Origin of the sequence: Streptomyces rishiriensis (assembly GCF_030815485.1) — a bacterium.
Taxonomy (GTDB): Bacteria; Actinomycetota; Actinomycetes; order Streptomycetales; family Streptomycetaceae; genus Streptomyces; species Streptomyces rishiriensis_A.
The window spans coordinates 2546295-2562931 of sequence record NZ_JAUSWV010000002.1; the positions used below are offsets into that span (position 1 = coordinate 2546295).

A 16637-nucleotide genomic window follows, 5' to 3' on the forward strand; every position below is an offset into this window, starting at 1 on the left:
CGGCCCCGGGCCACAGAGCCCGGTCTGTGACGGAACGCGCACATTAGGGCTGCCGGGTCGCGGAACTGACGGGGCGTAGGCCGTCGAGCAGCGTGTCGACGATGCGCTCGGGGAGTTCCTCGGGGAGGTCGGCGTCGGGGCGCATCACCGCGCGGACGAGCATGGGGCCCACGAAGATGTCGTTCAGCAGTTCCACATCCAGGTCGGCGCGCAGTTCGCCGTTGTCCTGACCCCGGCGCAGGACCTCGACGGCCATCCTGCGCCGGGGTTCTATCGCCGTGTTGTGGTACGCCGCCCAGATCTTCGGGCTGCTCTTCATCTGCGCGTGGACGTTGTGCAGGATCGCCGAGGAACGGTTGGCGAGACCCCGCAGCCGCAGTGCCTCGAGGAGCACGATCAGGTCGTCGCGCATGGACGTGCCGGGGAGTTCGGGGTCCTGCGGTTCGGCGGCGCGCAGCACGTCGACGAAGAGTTCCTCCTTGCCGCTCCACCGGCGGTAGATGGCGGCCTTGCCGACGCCTGCGGTACGGGCGATGCGTTCGATGGAGATCTCGGCGAGCGAGACTCCGTCCTCCAGCAGCTTCATCGTGCCCTCGATGATGGCCCGTTCGACGGCCTCGCTGCGGGGCCGTCCCCGGACGGGCTGCTCCCCGCTCACTCCGGTGTCCCTGACGGTGCTCCCGCTGTCGGCGAGGCTCACGTGTTCGATCCTTTCGTCGCAGTGGGGGAACTGTGGCCCTAGGGGCGGGCGGGGCGGCGGTCGACGGCCGCCCCGCCCTCGCCCCCTACGGCTTCGTCCGCACCAACTCCTCCTTCGCCGCGTCCTGCGGCGTGGGCTTCGGCCTGCCCGGCAGGAACACGGCCACCACGACCGCGCCCACGGCCGCCACCGCGGCCCCGCACAGCGCGGTGACGTGCATGGCGTGCAGGAAGGCGTCGTTGGCGGGGGCGATCAGCGACCGGCCCTGGTCGCCGAGTTTCGCGGCGACCCCGAGCGTCGCCTCGATGGACTCCCCCGCCGTGTCGCGCAGGCTCGCCGGCAGCGTGCCGAGGTGGTCCTCGATGCCGCTGCGATACGACGCCGACAGCACCGAGCCGAGCACGGCGATGCCGAGCGCGCCGCCGAGCTGGCGGAAGGTGTTGCTGAGCGCGGAGGCGGAGCCGGCCTTCTCGCGGGGCAGCGCCTGCATGATGACCACGCTGGTCGGGGTCATGACGTGGGCCATTCCGGCGCCCATGAGGAAGAACACGACCTCCAGGAGCCAGATCGGCGTGTCGGCGTCCAGCGTGGCGAAGGCGACCAGGGACGCCGCGAGGACGACCATCGCGGCGGTGGTCGTGGCCCGGACCCCGAAGCGGTCGACGACCAGCCGGGCGCGCGGCGCGAAGATCAACTGGGCGGCGGCCAGCGGCAGCAGGAGCAGGCCGGACTGGAGCGGGGAGTAGCCGCGCACGCTCTGGGTGTAGAAGACCGAGAAGAAGGTGACGCCCATCAGCGCGAAGAAGACCAGCGTGATGACGGCCATCGCGGCCGAGAACACCTTGTTCTTGAAGTAGTCCATGTCGACGGACGGATGGTCGCTGCGCTTCTCGAACACCACGAACGCGACGAGGACGACCAGGCCGGCCGCCATGGTCGCCAGCACGGCCGGGTCCGTGAAGTCGGCCAGTTCGCCGCCCTTGATGATGCCGTAGACGAGCAGGACCAGGCCGACGACCGACAGGACGACGCCGACGAGGTCGATGCGGCCGGGGCTCGGGTCGCGGGACTCGGGCACCAGCCACAGCATCAGCCCGAACGCCAGCAGCACGATCGGCACGTTGATCAGGAAGACCGAGCCCCACCAGAAGTGGTCGAGGAGCAGACCGCCGGTGATGGGACCGATGGCGATGGCGAGCCCGACACCGCCCGCCCAGATGCCGATCGCCTTGGGCTGCTCCTCGCGCTCGAAGACGTTCATCAGGACGGCGAGGGTCGCGGGCATCACGAAGGCGGCGCCGAGGGCCATCAGCGCGCGGAAGGCGATGAGCTGGGCGGGCGAGCCGGATTCCGCGGCGAGCGCGGAGCCGATGCCGAAGACGGCGAGCCCGCCGAGCAGGACCTTCTTGCGACCGATCCGGTCACCGAGGAGACCGGCGGTGAACAGCAGTCCCGCGAAGACGAGCGTGTAGGAGTTGATCGCCCACTCCAGCTCGCTCTGGGTGGCGCCGAGGCCGATCGGGGCCGGGGTCGAGATCGTCTTGATCGCGACGTTCAGGATCGAGTTGTCGAGCACCACGATCAGCAGGCTCAGCATCAGGACGCCGAGAATCGCCCAACGACGCCGGTGCACCGCTTCCGGTATCCGCGGAGCGGTGGGGACGGCAGGAGTAGTCATGGCGTCGAGCGTAGGACACTTCCGATACGAGACCGTATCGTATCGATTCCTCTTACCGTTTTTCTTACTGAGGCTTTACCCACAGGGGGCGCTCTGGCTCTCCCTGGCACGAAGTGCCACCATGGGTGGTGGTCCGGGGACGCCGTGAGGGCGCCTCGAGATGACGAAGGAGCCGTTGCAATGACGCAGCTTTCGGCTGCCCACACGAATGCCCCCGACGGCAGCAAGGCGCTGTACGGAGGCAAGGGCACACGCCGTATCACCGTCCGCGACATCGCCCTCGCCAAGGAGCGCGGCGAGAAGTGGCCCATGCTCACCGCCTACGACGCCATGACCGCGTCCGTCTTCGACGAGGCCGGGATCCCGGTGATGCTGGTGGGCGACTCGGCGGGCAACTGCCATCTGGGCTACGAGACGACCGTGCCCGTCACCCTCGACGAGATGACCATGCTGTCGGCGGCCGTCGTACGCGGCACCAGCCGTGCGCTGATCGTCGGCGACCTGCCCTTCGGCTCCTACCAGGAGGGACCGGTGCAGGCGCTGCGCTCGGCGACCCGGCTGGTGAAGGAGGCCGGGGTCGGGGCCGTGAAGCTGGAGGGCGGTGAGCGTTCGCACCGCCAGATCGAGCTGCTCGTCGAGTCCGGCATCCCGGTGATGGCGCACATCGGCCTGACCCCGCAGTCCGTGAACGCGATGGGCTACCGCGTGCAGGGACGCGGCGAGGAGGCCGCCCAGCAGCTGCTGCGGGACGCGAAGGCCGTGCAGGACGCGGGCGCGTTCGCGGTGGTGCTCGAGCTGGTCCCGGCCGAGCTGGCCGCCGAGGTCACCCGGGTGCTGCACATCCCGACCGTCGGCATCGGCGCCGGGCCGGAGACGGACGCCCAGGTACTGGTGTGGACCGACATGCTCGGGCTGACCGGCGGGCGGGTGCCGAAGTTCGTCAAGCAGTACGCGAACCTGCGTCAGGTCATGGGCGACGCGGCGAAGGCGTTCGCCGAGGACGTCGTCGGCGGGACGTTCCCGCTGGACGAGCACAGCGTCCACTGAGCCATTTCCGCACCACCGCAGCCCGCCGACCTTCCCCCAGTCGGCGGGCTGCGCCCTTTCGCGCCGGAACCGGCGCCGCTCCCCCGGAGGCGGTTCCTCGCTGTCGAGGAACCGCGGTGCCTGTCGGGGGGATGTCGGTGCTGTCGGCGGTCTGTCGGTGGTTTGTCGGTGGGGGTCGGCAGAGTTCCTGTCATGACGCGAATCGACAAGAACCCCAGTGGCGCGGACAGCGCCGTGACCGTTCGGGGGTTGGTCAAGCACTACGGCGAGACCAAGGCGCTGGACGGGGTCGACCTGGACGTACGGGCGGGCACCGTCATGGGGGTGCTCGGGCCGAACGGCGCCGGGAAGACGACCCTCGTGCGGATCCTGTCCACCCTGCTGGCCTGCGACAGCGGGCAGGCGACCGTCGCCGGCTACGACGTCGTACGCCAGCCCCGGCAGCTGCGCCGGGTGATCGGACTCACCGGGCAGTACGCCTCCGTGGACGAGAAGCTCCCCGGCTGGGAGAACCTGTACCTCATCGGACGGCTGCTCGACCTGCCCCGCAAGGAGGCCCGGACCCGCGCCGACGAGCTCCTGGAGCGGTTCTCGCTGACGGACGCCGCCAAGCGGCCCGCGAGCACGTACTCCGGCGGTATGCGGCGACGGCTCGACCTCGCCGCGTCGATGATCGGCCGGCCGCAGGTGCTGTTCCTGGACGAGCCGACGACCGGGCTCGACCCGCGCACCCGCAACGAGGTGTGGACCGAGGTCAAGGCGATGGTCGGGGACGGGGTCACCGTACTGCTGACCACCCAGTACATGGAGGAGGCCGAGCAGCTCGCCTCCGAGCTGACCGTCGTCGACCGGGGCAAGGTCATCGCCGGCGGCGGCATCGAGGAGCTGAAGGCCAGGGTGGGCGGCCGGACGCTGCGGGTACGGCCCGCCGACCCGCTCCAGCTGCGGCCGCTGGCGAGCTGGCTCGACGAGCTCGGCATCACCGGGCTCGCCACCACCGTCGTGGACGCCGAGCGCGGTTCCGTACTGGTGCCGGTGCTCAGCGACGAGCAGCTGACCGCCGTGATCGGCGCGGTCAGCGCGCGCGGCATCACGCTCACCTCCCTCACCACCGAACTGCCCAGCCTGGACGAGGTCTTCCTGTCCCTCACCGGGCACCGCGCCAGCGCCCCGCAGGACGCCCGGCCCACCGAGACCCGCGAGGAGGTCGCCGTATGAGCGCGGCCACGATCGACATCAGCGCCACGACCGACGCGCGCATCCCGTTGCGCAGCCATCTCCGCCACACCGGTGCGCTGATCCGCCGCAACCTGCTGTGGATCCGGCAGGACCCGGAGTCGATGTTCGACGCGGTCCTCTTCCCGGTGATCTTCACCCTGCTGTTCGTGTACGTCTTCGGCGGCTCGATCGGGCAGTCGCTGGGCGGCGGGCAGGAGGCGTACGTGCAGTACGTCATTCCCGGTCTGCTGGCCATGATGGGGATGAACATGGCGCAGGGCGTGGGCACCGGCTTCAACACGGACTTCAACTCCGGGGTCATGGACCGCTTCCGGTCGCTGCCCATCGGACGGGGCTCGGTGCTCTTCGCCAAGATCGTCGTCGAGCTGATGCGCATGCTGGTCGCCTGCGCGATCCTCATGGTGGTGGCCGTGCTGGTGGGCTTCGACATCACCCACTGGCCCGGTCTGTTCGCCGCCGTGGGGCTGGCCACGGTGTTCGGCTCGGCGCTGATGTGGGTCTTCCTCACTCTCGGCGTGGTGATGAAGAGCGCGCAGTCCGTGCAGGCGATGGGCTTCCTGGTGCTGATGCCGCTCCAGTTCGGCTCGTCGATCTTCGCACCGACCCGGTCGATGCCCGGCTGGCTCCAGAACTTCACCGAGTACAACCCGCTGTCCTCGCTCGCGGACGCGGCGCGCGGACTGATGGTGGGCGGGCCGGTCGCGCACGGCCTGTGGGTGACGCTGGCCTGGTCGATAGGGCTCACCGCGGTGATGGCGCCGGTCGCGATCCACAAGTTCCGCACGAAGACCTGAGCCGGGCGCCGCAGGGCTCACGTCAGGATGCGGCGGTACGCGTCCTGCCGCGTCAGGACGATTCACACCAGGGCGGTGGCCTCCTCGTAGGAGAGGCCGCCGCCTTCGGCGTACGCCCTCTCGAACTCCGCGTCGCCCAGCGCCTCGCGCGTCCGGGCCGTGGCGAGGTCGCGCGCCTCGCGCTCCACCCGCGGGGGTACATGGCTCGGGGGCAGCAGGGTGTCGGCGGCGCCCAGGCAGCGGGCGGCGTCGACCGCGCGGCTGCCGCCGTCCACGCCGGCGAGGGCCGTCGCGGCGATGAAGAGATAGAAGGAGCGCATCTGCGGCGCTATGGCCACGGACAGCGGATCCGCGGCCCGGCCCAGGGCGGACCGGATGCCGGTCAGAGCCTGCGCGGATCTGCCGTCGACCGCGTCCAGCCAGCCCTCCGCGCCCAGGATGAAGGCGTCGAAGACCGCGAAGTGACCGAAGTCGAACTCCTCGCGCAGCAGGCGTAGTTGCTCGCGGGCCTCGGCGCGTCGCCCGGTGGCGCCCAGCCAGCCGGCGAGGAACAGACGGGCGATGTTCATGGCCTCGTTGACCGCGCGCTCCTCGCCGGCGATCACCTCGCGCAGCACGCGTTCGCCCTCCTCCTCGTCACCCGCCTCCAGCAGCGCGCTGCCCAGCCGGGCGGCGAGGACCGCCGACTGGGAGCGGGCGCCGAGCCGTTGGGCCTGCTCGATGGCGGCCTCGTAGTCGGCGGCGGCCTCGCGGTACGCGCCGAGGCGTTCATGGGCCTCGGCGCGGGCGGAGAGGGCCTCGGCGGTGCCCCAGGCGTCGCCCAGGCGCTGGAAGATCTCCAGGGCCTCGGCCGCGTCACGGAAGGCGCTCTGGGCCCAGTCGGCGCGGTTGGCGAGGATGTTGGCGCGCATCTGGAGGCAGGAGGCCAGCTCCCACTCGTAGCCGGGCGTCCGGCGGCAGGTGTCGACGTTGGCGTCGATGATGGCGCGGATACGGGTCGCGTCACCGGTCATCATCACGGCGAAGAACCAGAGCAGGCCGGGCGCGCGGCAGGTCTGCGGCAGGCCGGGCTCGTAAGCGGCGGCGATCAGACGCAGCTTGGCCTGCGAGGTCGCTGTCTGCCAGGCCTCCATCTCGGTGTCCATGCAGGCCAGATGGGACAGGTGCACCCCGCGCCGGGCTTCCTGGAGGATCTCGCCGGCCATCGGCGGCGGGGCGTCGATGCAGGACTTCCACACCGGCACGGCCGGACGCAGGGGTTCGGCGAACGGGTCGGGGCCCAGGGCCATGACCTCGACGCACCAGGTGCGGGCCTCGATGCGCAGGTCGCGCATCTGCCAGTACCAGACGAGGGACAGGGTCAGGCAGAGCGCCTCCTGCTCGTCACGTGCCGCGACGGCGCGGCCCAGCGCGGTGCGCAGGTTCTCGTATTCGAGCTGCAGGCGGTCGATGGCGTCCCGCTGCCCGGGGCCGCGCAGCAACGGCTCGGTGATGCGGGCGAGTTCGCGGTAGTACGTCAGATGCGCACGCTCGGCCGCTTCCCGCCGCCCCGACTCGTCCAGCCGCTCGCCCGCGTACTCGGCGACGGTCTCCAGGAGCCGGTAGCGCATGTCGCCCCGGGGGTCCGGAGCGGCGACGACGAGCGACTTGTCGACGAGCGAGGCAAGCAGGTCGAGGCAGGAACGGGAACCGACAGCACGATGCGCGTCACGTAGGCCGTGTCGCGCACCCAAGTCGTGACCCGCAGCACCGGAGTCGTGCGTGGCCGGGCGGCACACCGATTCGACGGCGGCGAGGTCGCAGCCGCGCGCGAAGACCGACAGGCGGGCCAGGACGTCGCGTTCGTCCTCGTCGAGCAGGTCCCAGGACCAGTCGACGACGGCCCGCAGGGTCTGCTGGCGGGGCAGGACGGTCCGGCTGCCGGAGGTCAGGAGCCGGAAGCGGTCGTCGAGCCGGTCGGCGATCTGGCGGGGTGTCAGCATCCGGAGCCGGGCTGCGGCCAGCTCGATGGCGAGGGGCAGGCCGTCGAGCCGACGGCAGATCTCCGCGCAGGCGGCGGCCGTTTCGTCGTCGGCGTCGGGCCGGAATCCGGGCCGGGCGGCCGCGCCCCGGTCGGCGAGCAGCCGCAGCGCCACCCGCTCCGGCAGCGGGTCCAGCGGGCGCACCACCTCCCCGGGCACACCGAGCGGCTCACGGCTGGTGGCCAGCACCGTCACCCCGGGGCAGCGCGCCAGCAGTTCCTCGACGAGCCGGGCGGCGGCCTCGACCACGTGCTCGCAGTTGTCGAGGACGATCAGCATGCGGCGCCGGGCGCAGTGCTCGACCAGACGCTCCACGGGTTCGTCGTGACGCTCGGCGGCGACCCGCATCTCCTCGGCGCCGGCGCCGTACAGCACGGTCTCGCGGGCTCCGACGGCGGTGAGGACGGCCTGCGGCACGGCGTCGGGGTCGGCGACGGGCGCGAGTTCGGCCAGCCAGACACCGTCGCGCGCGGTGTCCCGTACGGTCTCGGCGGTCTCCTGCGACAGCCGGGTCTTGCCCGCCCCGCCGGGCCCGAGCAGGGTGACGAGCCGGGCGCTCGCGAGATCCCCCCGGATGGCCGCGATGTCGTCCTCGCGGCCGACGAAGGAGGTGAGGCGGGCACGGAGGTTGCCGAGGGGCGGGGGCGGCAGGGCGGGGGAAGCCGGGGAGGGCGCGCGGTCCGGGCCGGCGGCTCCGGCGGCCGGGGACGGCTGCGCGGGGCCTCCCGGATCACCGGTGTCCAGCAACTCCCCGTACAAAGAGCGCAGTTCGGGGCCTGGGTCAGTGCCGAGGCGGTCCGCGAGGAGCAGACGGATCTCGTCGTAGGCGGCCAGCGCCTGAGCGGTGCGGCCCGCCTCGCGCAGGGCGCGCAGCCGCAGGGCCTGGAGCGGCTCGTCCAGGGGGTGGGCGTCGCACAGGGCGGTGAGTTCGGGCAGCGACCGCTCGGCCTGGCCGAGGGCGAGCGCGGCGGTGTGCCGGGCGCGCACCGCGTCGAGGCGGCGGGCCTCCCAGCGGGCCGCCTCGGCGGCACGGTCGGGCAGGTCGGCGAGGGCCGGGCCCTGCCACAGGGCGAGGGCGTCGTCGAGGACGACGGCCGCCTTGGCGGGGTCCTTGTCGGCGAGCGCCCGGATGCCGTCGGCGGTCAGCCGCTCGAAACGGTGCAGGTCGACGTCGTCCGGGGCGGCGGCCAACCGGTAACCGCCCTCGGCGGAGTCGATCGCGCCCGCCCCGAGGGCCCGGCGCAGCCGGCCGACCAGTGCCTGCAGCGCGCCCGGCGCGTCGGCGGGCGGGTCACCGGCCCACACCTCCTCCACCAGCAGCCCCGCGGGAACGCTCCGGCCGGCCCGCAACGCCAGCACGGCCAGCAGGGCGCGCAGCCGTGCTCCGCCGACGGCGACGGGGACGCCGTCCGGACGGAGTGCCTGGGTGGTGCCGAGGATGCGATAGCGCACGGGGTCCATTCTCTCCGGTGGGATCGAGCTCGGTCACGGGGTTCCGGCGGGGTGGCGCGAGCCGGCCGCCCGTCCTTTCCCCGCCCCAGGAACGGGAGTCGGCCGCGAGACGTTTTCCCGGTATGCCCGGGCCGGGTACGGTCGGGCAGTTCCACACACGCGTACGAGCCCAGGGGGCCCCATGACCACCGCCACCACCCGCAGCGCCGAGCGGAGGGTCAGTCCCGTCTTCCTCGGGATCCTCGCCGTGATGGCGGCCACCGGCTGGGCGACCTGGACGGGCTTCGCCGAGCAGCCGGGCGTGGCGGTGTTCCTGTTCGTGACGGCCGCCTGGATCGTGTCCCTGTGCCTGCACGAGTACGCACACGCGCGGACCGCCCTGCACAGCGGTGACATCTCGGTCGGCGCGAAGGGATATCTCACGCTCAACCCGCTGAAGTACACGCACGCCCTGCTCAGCGTGGTACTGCCGGTGCTGTTCGTGATCATGGGCGGGATCGGTCTGCCCGGTGGCGCCGTCTTCATCGAGCGCGCGCGGATCCGGGGGCGGTGGCGGCACAGTCTGATCTCGGCGGCCGGTCCGCTGACGAACGTCCTGTTCGCGGTGGTGTGCACGGCCCCGTTCTGGCTGGACGCGCTGGACGGGGTGCCGGCCGACTTCCGGTTCGCGCTCGCCTTCCTCGCCCTGCTCCAGGTCACGGCGGCGATCCTGAACTTCCTTCCGGTGCCCGGTCTGGACGGCTACGGGGTCGTCGAGCCCTGGCTGTCGTACGACGTCAAGCGGCAGGTGGAACCGTTCGCGCCGTTCGGACTGCTGTTCGTGTTCGCGCTGCTGTGGGTGCCGGCGGTCAACGGAGTCTTCTTCGACATGGTCGACGCGGTGCTGCGCGGTCTCGGGATCGGCGACGTGGAGACGTACTGCGGTCAGTCGCTGTACCGGTTCTGGAAGGACGCCGACGAGTTCTGCGCGGTCAGCCGCTGACGTCGGTCCCCGCGGCCCTGCGCAGCTTCTCCCGCTTCGCGTAGTACCAGGTCATGTTCGAGGACAGGCCCGCGAGCAGCACCCACACGACGCCCAGGAGGCTGCCCTGGACGAAGGAGACGACCGCGGCGGCCACGGCGAGTACGCAGACGACGAGGGTGTAAAGGGCGAGTCGCCGGCTCGGGCTGGGCGGGGGCAGGGGGGACATGGGTCCGGTTTCTCCTGTCGGGGGACACTGCTGGGCTGCTCCGACCAGTGTCCCCCATGCGCTCACACGTCCGTGACGCGCAGCCCGGCGTGGGCCTTGTAGCGGCGGTTGACGGAGATCAGGTTGGCGACCAGGGACTCCACCTGGTGGGCGTTGCGCAGCCGCCCTGCGAAGACACCGCGCATACCGGGGATCCGGCCGGCCAGTGCCTGCACGAGCTCGACGTCGGCGCGCTCCTCGCCCAGCACCATCACGTCGGTGTCGATCTCGTCGATCTCCGGGTCCTGCAGGAGGACCGCCGAGAGGTGGTGGAAGGCGGCGGCGACACGGGAGTCCGGCAGCAGCGCGGCGGCCTGCTCGGCGGCGCTGCCCTCCTCCGGCTTCAGCGCGTAGGCGCCCTTCTTGTCGAAGCCGAGCGGGTTGACGCAGTCGACGACCAGTTTGCCGGCCAGCTCCTCGCGCAGGGACTCCAGGGTCTTGCCGTGGCCGTCCCACGGCACGGCGACGATCACGATGTCGCTGCGGCGCGCGGTCTCGGCGTTGTCGGCGCCCTCGACACCGTGCCCGAGTTCGTCGGCGGCGGCCTGGGCGCGGTCGGCGGCGCGCGAACCGATGATCACCTTCTGGCCGGCCTTCGCGAGCCGGTAGGCGAGACCCTTGCCCTGCGGGCCGGTCCCCCCGAGCACGCCGACGACCAGCCCGGAGACGTCGGGGAGGTCCCACGGGTCCTTGGCGGGGGCCTTCGCCGGGGCAGCCGCGGAGGCGTTCTGTGCACTGTCGGTAGAGGTCATGGGCCGACCTTACGTGGGCATGCCGGGCGGTCCTTCGTCATGTCGGGTGAAGGAGGGGCGAAGCCCGGGCGGGCGGCGGCCGGTTGCGGCACGATGCGGCCGCATGGATGCCGTACGGGTCGCGCTGCTGCGTGAGGTGCTCGCCGGGACCGAGTGGCTGGGGGCCACCCGGAGGTTCGCCCGGGTGCTGCGCGGGTCGGTCGTGTCGCACGGGGGCGGGCTGCTGCTGGTGGGCACGGCCGTGTACGAGCCCTGGCATCTCGCGGCGCATCTGGTGGACGAGGCCGCGTGGTCGGGTACGCCGGAGCTGGCGCCGACCCTCGTACGGCACGACCCGCGGCCTTCCGACCCGGCGCATCTCGCGGTCGGCCTGGGCCGGATCGCGGCGGCCCGGCGGGGCGAGACCCTGCTGGTGGCGTCCCCGTCGGGGGACGCGCCGCTCCTCGAACGGGTGTCCGACGCCCGGCGGGCCGGGGCCGTGATCCTGGCCCTCGGCCCGGGCGAGGGAGAGCTGACGGCCCTGGCACACGAGACGCTGGCCGTGCCGGACGGCTCCGAGCTGGACCTGGACACCGTGCAGCATCTGGTGAGCGCGGCCGCCGGCGAGACACTGCCCCCGGCGAGAGGCCGCAGGCGCTTCGCCGACCGCCTCTCCCACCTGGCCGAACGGCTGACGGCGCCACCGCCTCCCCCCTGGTGACCCGAGACCCGGGCATCCGCCTGCCCGCCCGGGTCACGCACCGGTGGCGCGGCGGAGCAGTCGCCCTCGCACCGCCGCCTCCCGGGCGCGATCTCACCAGCCCGACGACCATGTCGGCGCCGCGCGCCTCCCGGGCCCCGCGCCCCGGCCGCCCCGATCGGCCGGGTGATCAGTCGTCGTCCGGGGCGCCGGCCTTCGGGGCGTCGTGCCACTTGGGGTCGTTCTCCCACTGGAGGTTGCGCTCGCGGGCGGTCTGCATCGCGTGGTCGGCCTCGGCGCGAGTGGCGTACGGGCCGAAGCGGTCCTTCGCCGGGCACTCCGGACCCTCCTCGACCTTCTTGTGCTCCAGGCAGTAGTACCACTCACCCGGTTTGCCTTCGGTCCGCTTCTTGAACAGGGGCATGACGGCTCCTCTCGCCATCGACATGTTCCCCCATGGCCGCTCGTTAGACTCACTGGCATGTCTGGCCAGTCGCTGCTCGTCCCGGGGGAACTGTCCCCCATCCGTTCGGTGCCCGGAAACATCCGCCGCCCCGAGTACGTCGGCAAGCCCGCGCCGACGCCCTACACCGGGCCGGAGGTGCAGACGCCCGAGACGATCGAGGCGATGCGCCGGGCCGGCCGGATCGCCGCGCAGGCGATGGCGGAGGCCGCGAAGCTGATCTCGCCGGGGGTCACCACCGACGAACTGGACCGGGTCGCGCACGAGTACATGTGCGACCACGGCGCCTATCCGTCGACGCTGGGCTACCGCGGCTTCCCCAAGTCCCTGTGCACGAGCGTCAACGAGGTCATCTGCCACGGCATCCCGGACTCGACGGTGCTGCGCGACGGCGACATCGTCAACCTGGACGTGACGGCGTACATCGGCGGGGTGCACGGCGACAACAACGCCACCTACCTGGTCGGGGACGTCGACGAGGAGTCGCGACTGTTGGTGGAGCGGACCCGGGAGTCCCTCGAGCGGGCGATCAAGGCCGTCCGGCCCGGCCGGCAGATCAACATCATCGGACGGGTCATCGAGTCGTACGCCAAGCGGTTCGGGTACGGCGTGGTGCGGGACTTCACGGGGCACGGGATCAACTCGTCGTTCCACTCCGGGCTGATCATCCCGCACTACGACAGCCCGCACGCGACGACCGTCATCCAGCCCGGGATGACCTTCACGATCGAGCCGATGCTGACGCTCGGCACGCACGAGTACGACATGTGGGACGACGGCTGGACGGTGCTGACCAAGGACCGCAAGCGGACGGCCCAGTTCGAGCACACGCTGGTGGTGACCGAGACGGGCGCGGAGATCCTCACGCTGCCGTAGGTCCGCACGCCGCCGTGGCGGAACCGGAGGCCCGTTCCCTGCTGGGGGCGGGTCTTTTCTTGTACGCTTTTACCGACAGACCGTCGGCAAACCCGACCGGACCCATTGACTTAGGTAACCCTTACCTTGAAGGATGTGGGGCATGGACTCGTTCTCGACACTCATCCGCACGGCGTCCCACGAGCAGCACACGGAGGCCGAGACCTCGACGTTCATGAGTGATCTCCTCGGCGGCAGGCTCGGCGTCGAGGCGTACGCGCGCTACACCGAGCAGCTCTGGTTCGTCTACGAGGCGCTGGAGGCCGGCGCCGAGCGGCTGGCCGCGGATCCGGTGACCGGACCCTTCATCCGGCCCGAGCTGTTCCGGCTGCCGGCCCTGGAGCGGGACCTCACGCATCTGCGGGGCGCCGGATGGCGGTCGGGTGTGTCGGCCCTGCCGGCGACCGAGGCGTACGCGGCGCGGGTGCGGGAGTGTGCCGAGCGGTGGCCCGCCGGGTACATCGCCCACCATTACACGCGCTACCTGGGCGACCTCTCCGGCGGGCAGATCATCCGCGACAAGGCGGAGCGCACCTGGGGCTTCGAGCGCAAGGGCGACGGCGTCCGCTTCTACGTCTTCGAGGGGATCGGCAACCCGGCGGCGTTCAAGCGGGGTTACCGGGAGTGGCTGGACGGGGTGCGCGCGGACGACCTGGAGAAGCAGCGGATCGTGAGTGAGTGCAAGCGCGCCTTCGCGCTGAACACGGACGTCTTCCGGGCCCTGGGCGCGGAGTTCCCGCTCTCGGCGTGAGCCGGCCGTTCGGAGGAACGGCCGACGGGCAGACGGAGCGGGCCCCCTCGCCGGACGGCGAGGGGGCCCGGCGCCGGATCAGAAACGGTCGCAGTGCGCTCCGGCCCAGAAGATGTCGGCCGAGACCGTGTCGATCGCACCGACGTAGGGGCTGCAGACACCCTCGTCCTCGTCGAAGTGGTGGTGCTCGCGAGGCTCCTCGTGGTGCTGGCGGGGGCCCTCGTCGGCGATGGCGGACGTCGCGCCGGTGGCGGCGAGGGCGATGCCCAGGACGGTGGCGGCGAGGACTGAACGGATACGCATGGCGTTCCTCTCACGGGGCTCAGTGGTCACGCCCAGAGGTCCCCGTTCGTCCTCCCCCGCACACGCCAGACCACCCGTACGGCCGCGTGGAAGTCCACGGACGCCCGAGTGCGGCCCTGGGGTTCAGCGCTCCAGGAACACCCGTCCGCCGATCTCCACCCACCCGTACGGCTGCGGGGCCGTCAGGATCTGGGAGCCCGCGCCCTGGGTGATGTTCAGGGCGCGCCCGAGCCGCTCGGTGAGCAGCAGCGCCGGCGCGGCCGTCGCCTCGATCTCGTCGACGCCGTCGCCGCGGCCGGGGAAGCCGCGGGCGCGGATCCGGCCGGCCGGCTCGTCCTCCCAGGCCCAGGCGTAGATCCAGTCGCCGGCCGGCGGCACGGGCAGGTCGTCGACCTCGGCGGCGGTGGCGTACCGGTGGAACACGCACGGCGGGGCCCACTCCGCGCGCGCCTCGATCCAGGTGAACTCGCCGTCCAGGCGGGTGCCCACCTCGCCGGCCGGCAGGACGAGTTCGGGCACGTCGAGCAGCCAGGCGACGCCCACGCACGAGTGGTCCGCGAAGGACAGGCGCCGGGTGGGCGTGTAGACGTCGATGATCCCGCGCTCGGGGTCGTCGACGAACACCGTCTCGCCGAAGCCGAGCTTCGCGGCGAGGTCCTGCCGGTCCTCCCGGTCCGGCAGCACCGAACCCTCGCGGACCACGCCGAGTTCATTGCCGTAGCCGCCGTTCGGCGCGCAGAAGACGCGGAGCACGTCGTAATCAGTCACCGGGGAATTGAAGCACCGACGGGCGACCGGGCCATGGCGCGTGAAGGTGAGACCGAGCTTCGGTCGGGACCCCCGGACGAGCCCGCCGACACCGGCGGCTTCGTCGGCACCGCGCCGCCTCCCCTCCCCCGGCCGGCCGGAAGACCCGGCACGGTGTGGCCGGCCGCCGATGCCCGTTCCCCGGGACTCCGCCCCGCACCCGCTGTCGCCCTGAGGGTGCGGGGCGTCCGCGGCGGGTCGCGCGGTTCCCCGCGCCCCCGAGGGGCGGGCTGCCCTGCCCGGGGCGCGTGAGGGAGACGCGAGGGTCGTCGTGCGGCACGATCCGGGGCTCGCCGCCGCCTGCGCGCACCCGGCCGTGATCCCGTGCGCCGGGCAGGCTGCGGCGGACGGCCCGCCGGGCGAGGTGTTCACCGGGCGGCCGCTCCCGCAGGTCGGCGACCAGCCGGTTCGAGGCGCCGCCGCGGCCGAGGACGGACGCCGCGCGGAGACCCAGAAACGGAATCTTTGAATCACCCTTGACCATCCCTTGGGGTCCGTTTTGAGTCACCGTGATCGTCTCGTGCTCATACGGCGTCTATGAGAGGTGAATCACTGCACGGGCGGGTACTACGCAGGTAAGCCTTGGATAAGTTAGGCGAGGCTCACCAACCCTGTGAGCCGCGTCACGACCTTATTCAGCCATCGCTGGGAGCCCGAATGCGAGCCGCCAGACTGTCCGTCGTCACCGCCGTCGCCGCCGTGACCGCACTGACCGCCGTCACCGGCTGCACCTCGAAGAGCGACGCGAAGGACGGCGACCGTGTCATCAACGTGACCGCCACCGACGCCAAGTGCGAGACCTCCAAGCAGGAGATCTCCGCCGGGCACGTCGAGCTCGCCATCGAGAACAAGGGTTCCAAGGTCACCGAGGTCTACATCCTCTTCCCGGACGACCGGATCGTCAGCGAGCGGGAGAACATCGGCCCCGGCACCAAGCAGCGGGTCACCGCCGAGGTGAAGGCCGGCGACTACCAGATCGCCTGCAAGCCCGGCATGAAGGGCACCGGCATCCGCAAGGACCTCAAGGTCACCGGCGGTTCGGTCGCCAAGCGGGACCCGCGCCTGGACAAGGCGGTCGCCGCGTACCGCGAGTACGCGCAGGAGCAGGCCGACGCCACCCTGCCGCTGGTCGCGACCTTCGTGAAGGCGGTCGAGGCCGGCGACCTCGAAGCGGCCAAGGCGGCCTACGCGCCCTCCCGCATCGGCTGGGAGCGCACCGAGCCGGTCGCGGAGTCCTTCGGCGACATCGACCCGAAGGTCGACGTCCGCGCCGACGGCCTGGAGGCCGGCCAGACCTGGACCGGCTGGCACCGGCTGGAGAAGGCCCTCTGGCAGGACAAGAAGATCACCGCGGCGGAGAAGACCCTCGCCGGTCAGCTCACCACCGACCTGACCGACTGGCAGAAGCGGGTCGGCAAGGCCGAGATCACCCCGACCTCCATGGCCAACGGCGCCAAGGAGCTCCTCGACGAGGTCGCCACCGGCAAGGTCACCGGCGAGGAGGAGCGCTACTCGCACACCGACCTCGTCGACTTCAAGGCCAACGTCGAGGGCGCCCAGAAGTCCTACGAGCTGCTCAAGCCGGTCGCCAAGGAGAACGACGCGGCCCTGGTCACCGAGCTGGACAAGCAGTTCGCCGCGCTGAACGCGCTCCTGGAGAAGTACCGCCCGAACACGACGTCGTACGTGTTCACCTCGTACGAGAAGGTCGGCGCCGCCCAGCGCAAGGAACTGTCCGACGCGGTCAACGCGCTCGCCGAGCCGCTGTCCAAGCTCGCCGCCGCCGTGGCGAAGTAACCGGGGGGCC

General features: G+C 71.8%; 17 protein-coding genes. 9 read left to right on the forward strand and 8 right to left on the reverse strand.

What is annotated here, in order from left to right; genetic code table 11:
• Positions 1–43: 43 nt before the first annotated feature.
• On the reverse strand, positions 44–700 hold the full coding sequence (locus QF030_RS13835) for a TetR/AcrR family transcriptional regulator (protein ID WP_373428760.1): 657 nt from the start codon (positions 698–700) through the stop codon (positions 44–46).
• An 85-nt stretch (positions 701–785) separates the two neighbouring features.
• A complete protein-coding gene (locus QF030_RS13840) occupies positions 786–2378 on the reverse strand; it encodes an MFS transporter (protein WP_307162964.1) in 1593 nt (530 codons plus the stop codon).
• A gap of 180 nt (positions 2379–2558) precedes the next feature.
• Here QF030_RS13840 and panB point away from each other — a divergent pair, with 180 nt between their 5' ends.
• The 3 genes from panB to QF030_RS13855 all read left to right on the forward strand — a co-directional run bounded on the left by panB (position 2559) and on the right by QF030_RS13855 (position 5458).
• Complete coding sequence (gene panB / locus QF030_RS13845; protein ID WP_307162965.1) at positions 2559–3425, forward strand: 3-methyl-2-oxobutanoate hydroxymethyltransferase; 867 nt, start codon at positions 2559–2561, stop codon at positions 3423–3425.
• Between the two features lie 192 nt (positions 3426–3617).
• Positions 3618–4643 carry an ATP-binding cassette domain-containing protein gene (locus QF030_RS13850; protein WP_307162966.1) on the forward strand — a complete coding sequence of 342 codons (1026 nt, stop codon included), beginning with the start codon at positions 3618–3620 and terminating at the stop codon, positions 4641–4643.
• Positions 4640–5458, forward strand: a complete 819-nt coding sequence (locus tag QF030_RS13855; RefSeq protein ID WP_307162967.1) for an ABC transporter permease — start codon at positions 4640–4642, stop codon at positions 5456–5458. The genes QF030_RS13850 and QF030_RS13855 overlap by 4 nt, the downstream gene beginning before the upstream one ends.
• A 62-nt stretch (positions 5459–5520) precedes the next feature.
• Here QF030_RS13855 and QF030_RS13860 read toward each other — a convergent pair whose 3' ends face one another.
• Positions 5521–8940, reverse strand: a complete 3420-nt coding sequence (locus QF030_RS13860) for an AfsR/SARP family transcriptional regulator (RefSeq protein WP_307162968.1) — start codon at positions 8938–8940, stop codon at positions 5521–5523.
• A 172-nt stretch (positions 8941–9112) separates the two neighbouring features.
• On the opposite strand from QF030_RS13860, the gene QF030_RS13865 reads away from it, so the two are divergent.
• On the forward strand, positions 9113–9913 hold the full coding sequence (locus QF030_RS13865) for a site-2 protease family protein (protein WP_307162969.1): 801 nt from the start codon (positions 9113–9115) through the stop codon (positions 9911–9913).
• Here QF030_RS13865 and QF030_RS13870 read toward each other — a convergent pair.
• Complete coding sequence (locus tag QF030_RS13870; protein ID WP_307162970.1) at positions 9903–10121, reverse strand: hypothetical protein; 219 nt, start codon at positions 10119–10121, stop codon at positions 9903–9905. The genes QF030_RS13865 and QF030_RS13870 overlap by 11 nt on opposite strands.
• A gap of 62 nt (positions 10122–10183) precedes the next feature.
• Positions 10184–10912: an NADPH-dependent F420 reductase gene (gene npdG, locus QF030_RS13875; RefSeq protein ID WP_307162971.1), complete on the reverse strand. Its 729-nt coding sequence runs from the start codon at positions 10910–10912 to the stop codon at positions 10184–10186.
• Between the two features lie 103 nt (positions 10913–11015).
• On the opposite strand from npdG, the gene QF030_RS13880 reads away from it, so the two are divergent.
• Complete coding sequence (locus QF030_RS13880; protein WP_307162972.1) at positions 11016–11612, forward strand: hypothetical protein; 597 nt, start codon at positions 11016–11018, stop codon at positions 11610–11612.
• A gap of 169 nt (positions 11613–11781) precedes the next feature.
• Here the strand turns inward: QF030_RS13880 and QF030_RS13885 are convergent, their stop codons facing one another.
• Positions 11782–12015 carry a hypothetical protein gene (locus QF030_RS13885; RefSeq protein WP_307162973.1) on the reverse strand — a complete coding sequence of 78 codons (234 nt, stop codon included), beginning with the start codon at positions 12013–12015 and terminating at the stop codon, positions 11782–11784.
• 57 nt (positions 12016–12072) lie between these two features.
• Here QF030_RS13885 and map point away from each other — a divergent pair, with 57 nt between their 5' ends.
• A complete protein-coding gene (gene map / locus QF030_RS13890; protein WP_307162974.1) occupies positions 12073–12930 on the forward strand; it encodes a type I methionyl aminopeptidase in 858 nt (285 codons plus the stop codon).
• 142 nt (positions 12931–13072) lie between these two features.
• Positions 13073–13720, forward strand: coding sequence for a biliverdin-producing heme oxygenase (locus QF030_RS13895; RefSeq protein WP_307162975.1), 648 nt, complete (start codon positions 13073–13075; stop codon positions 13718–13720).
• A 78-nt stretch (positions 13721–13798) separates the two neighbouring features.
• Here QF030_RS13895 and QF030_RS13900 read toward each other — a convergent pair whose 3' ends face one another.
• Entirely contained in the window at positions 13799–14023 is a 225-nt protein-coding gene (locus QF030_RS13900) for a hypothetical protein (protein ID WP_307162976.1), read from the reverse strand.
• A 123-nt stretch (positions 14024–14146) separates the two neighbouring features.
• Positions 14147–14791, reverse strand: a complete 645-nt coding sequence (locus QF030_RS13905) for a PhzF family phenazine biosynthesis protein (protein ID WP_307162977.1) — start codon at positions 14789–14791, stop codon at positions 14147–14149.
• 310 nt (positions 14792–15101) lie between these two features.
• Between QF030_RS13905 and QF030_RS13910 the strand changes: the two genes are divergently transcribed.
• Positions 15102–15299: a hypothetical protein gene (locus QF030_RS13910; RefSeq protein WP_307162979.1), complete on the forward strand. Its 198-nt coding sequence runs from the start codon at positions 15102–15104 to the stop codon at positions 15297–15299.
• 188 nt (positions 15300–15487) lie between these two features.
• On the forward strand, positions 15488–16627 hold the full coding sequence (gene efeO, locus QF030_RS13915) for an iron uptake system protein EfeO (RefSeq protein WP_307162980.1): 1140 nt from the start codon (positions 15488–15490) through the stop codon (positions 16625–16627).
• The last annotated feature ends 10 nt before the right edge of the window (positions 16628–16637 follow it).

Excerpts from the sequence above, each read along its gene's own strand:
- QF030_RS13850 (WP_307162966.1), top strand. The coding sequence starts at position 3,618 with ATGACGCGAATCGACAAGAACCCCAGTGGCGCGGACAGCGCCGTGACC.
- map (WP_307162974.1), top strand. The coding sequence starts at position 12,073 with ATGTCTGGCCAGTCGCTGCTCGTCCCGGGGGAACTGTCCCCCATCCGT.
- panB (WP_307162965.1), top strand. The coding sequence starts at position 2,559 with ATGACGCAGCTTTCGGCTGCCCACACGAATGCCCCCGACGGCAGCAAG.
- QF030_RS13900 (WP_307162976.1), bottom strand. The coding sequence starts at position 14,023 with ATGCGTATCCGTTCAGTCCTCGCCGCCACCGTCCTGGGCATCGCCCTC.
- QF030_RS13870 (WP_307162970.1), bottom strand. The coding sequence starts at position 10,121 with ATGTCCCCCCTGCCCCCGCCCAGCCCGAGCCGGCGACTCGCCCTTTAC.
- npdG (WP_307162971.1), bottom strand. The coding sequence starts at position 10,912 with ATGACCTCTACCGACAGTGCACAGAACGCCTCCGCGGCTGCCCCGGCG.
- efeO (WP_307162980.1), top strand. The coding sequence starts at position 15,488 with ATGCGAGCCGCCAGACTGTCCGTCGTCACCGCCGTCGCCGCCGTGACC.
- QF030_RS13885 (WP_307162973.1), bottom strand. The coding sequence starts at position 12,015 with ATGCCCCTGTTCAAGAAGCGGACCGAAGGCAAACCGGGTGAGTGGTAC.
- QF030_RS13865 (WP_307162969.1), top strand. The coding sequence starts at position 9,113 with ATGACCACCGCCACCACCCGCAGCGCCGAGCGGAGGGTCAGTCCCGTC.
- QF030_RS13860 (WP_307162968.1), bottom strand. The coding sequence starts at position 8,940 with ATGGACCCCGTGCGCTATCGCATCCTCGGCACCACCCAGGCACTCCGT.
- QF030_RS13895 (WP_307162975.1), top strand. The coding sequence starts at position 13,073 with ATGGACTCGTTCTCGACACTCATCCGCACGGCGTCCCACGAGCAGCAC.
- QF030_RS13880 (WP_307162972.1), top strand. The coding sequence starts at position 11,016 with ATGGATGCCGTACGGGTCGCGCTGCTGCGTGAGGTGCTCGCCGGGACC.
- QF030_RS13855 (WP_307162967.1), top strand. The coding sequence starts at position 4,640 with ATGAGCGCGGCCACGATCGACATCAGCGCCACGACCGACGCGCGCATC.
- QF030_RS13840 (WP_307162964.1), bottom strand. The coding sequence starts at position 2,378 with ATGACTACTCCTGCCGTCCCCACCGCTCCGCGGATACCGGAAGCGGTG.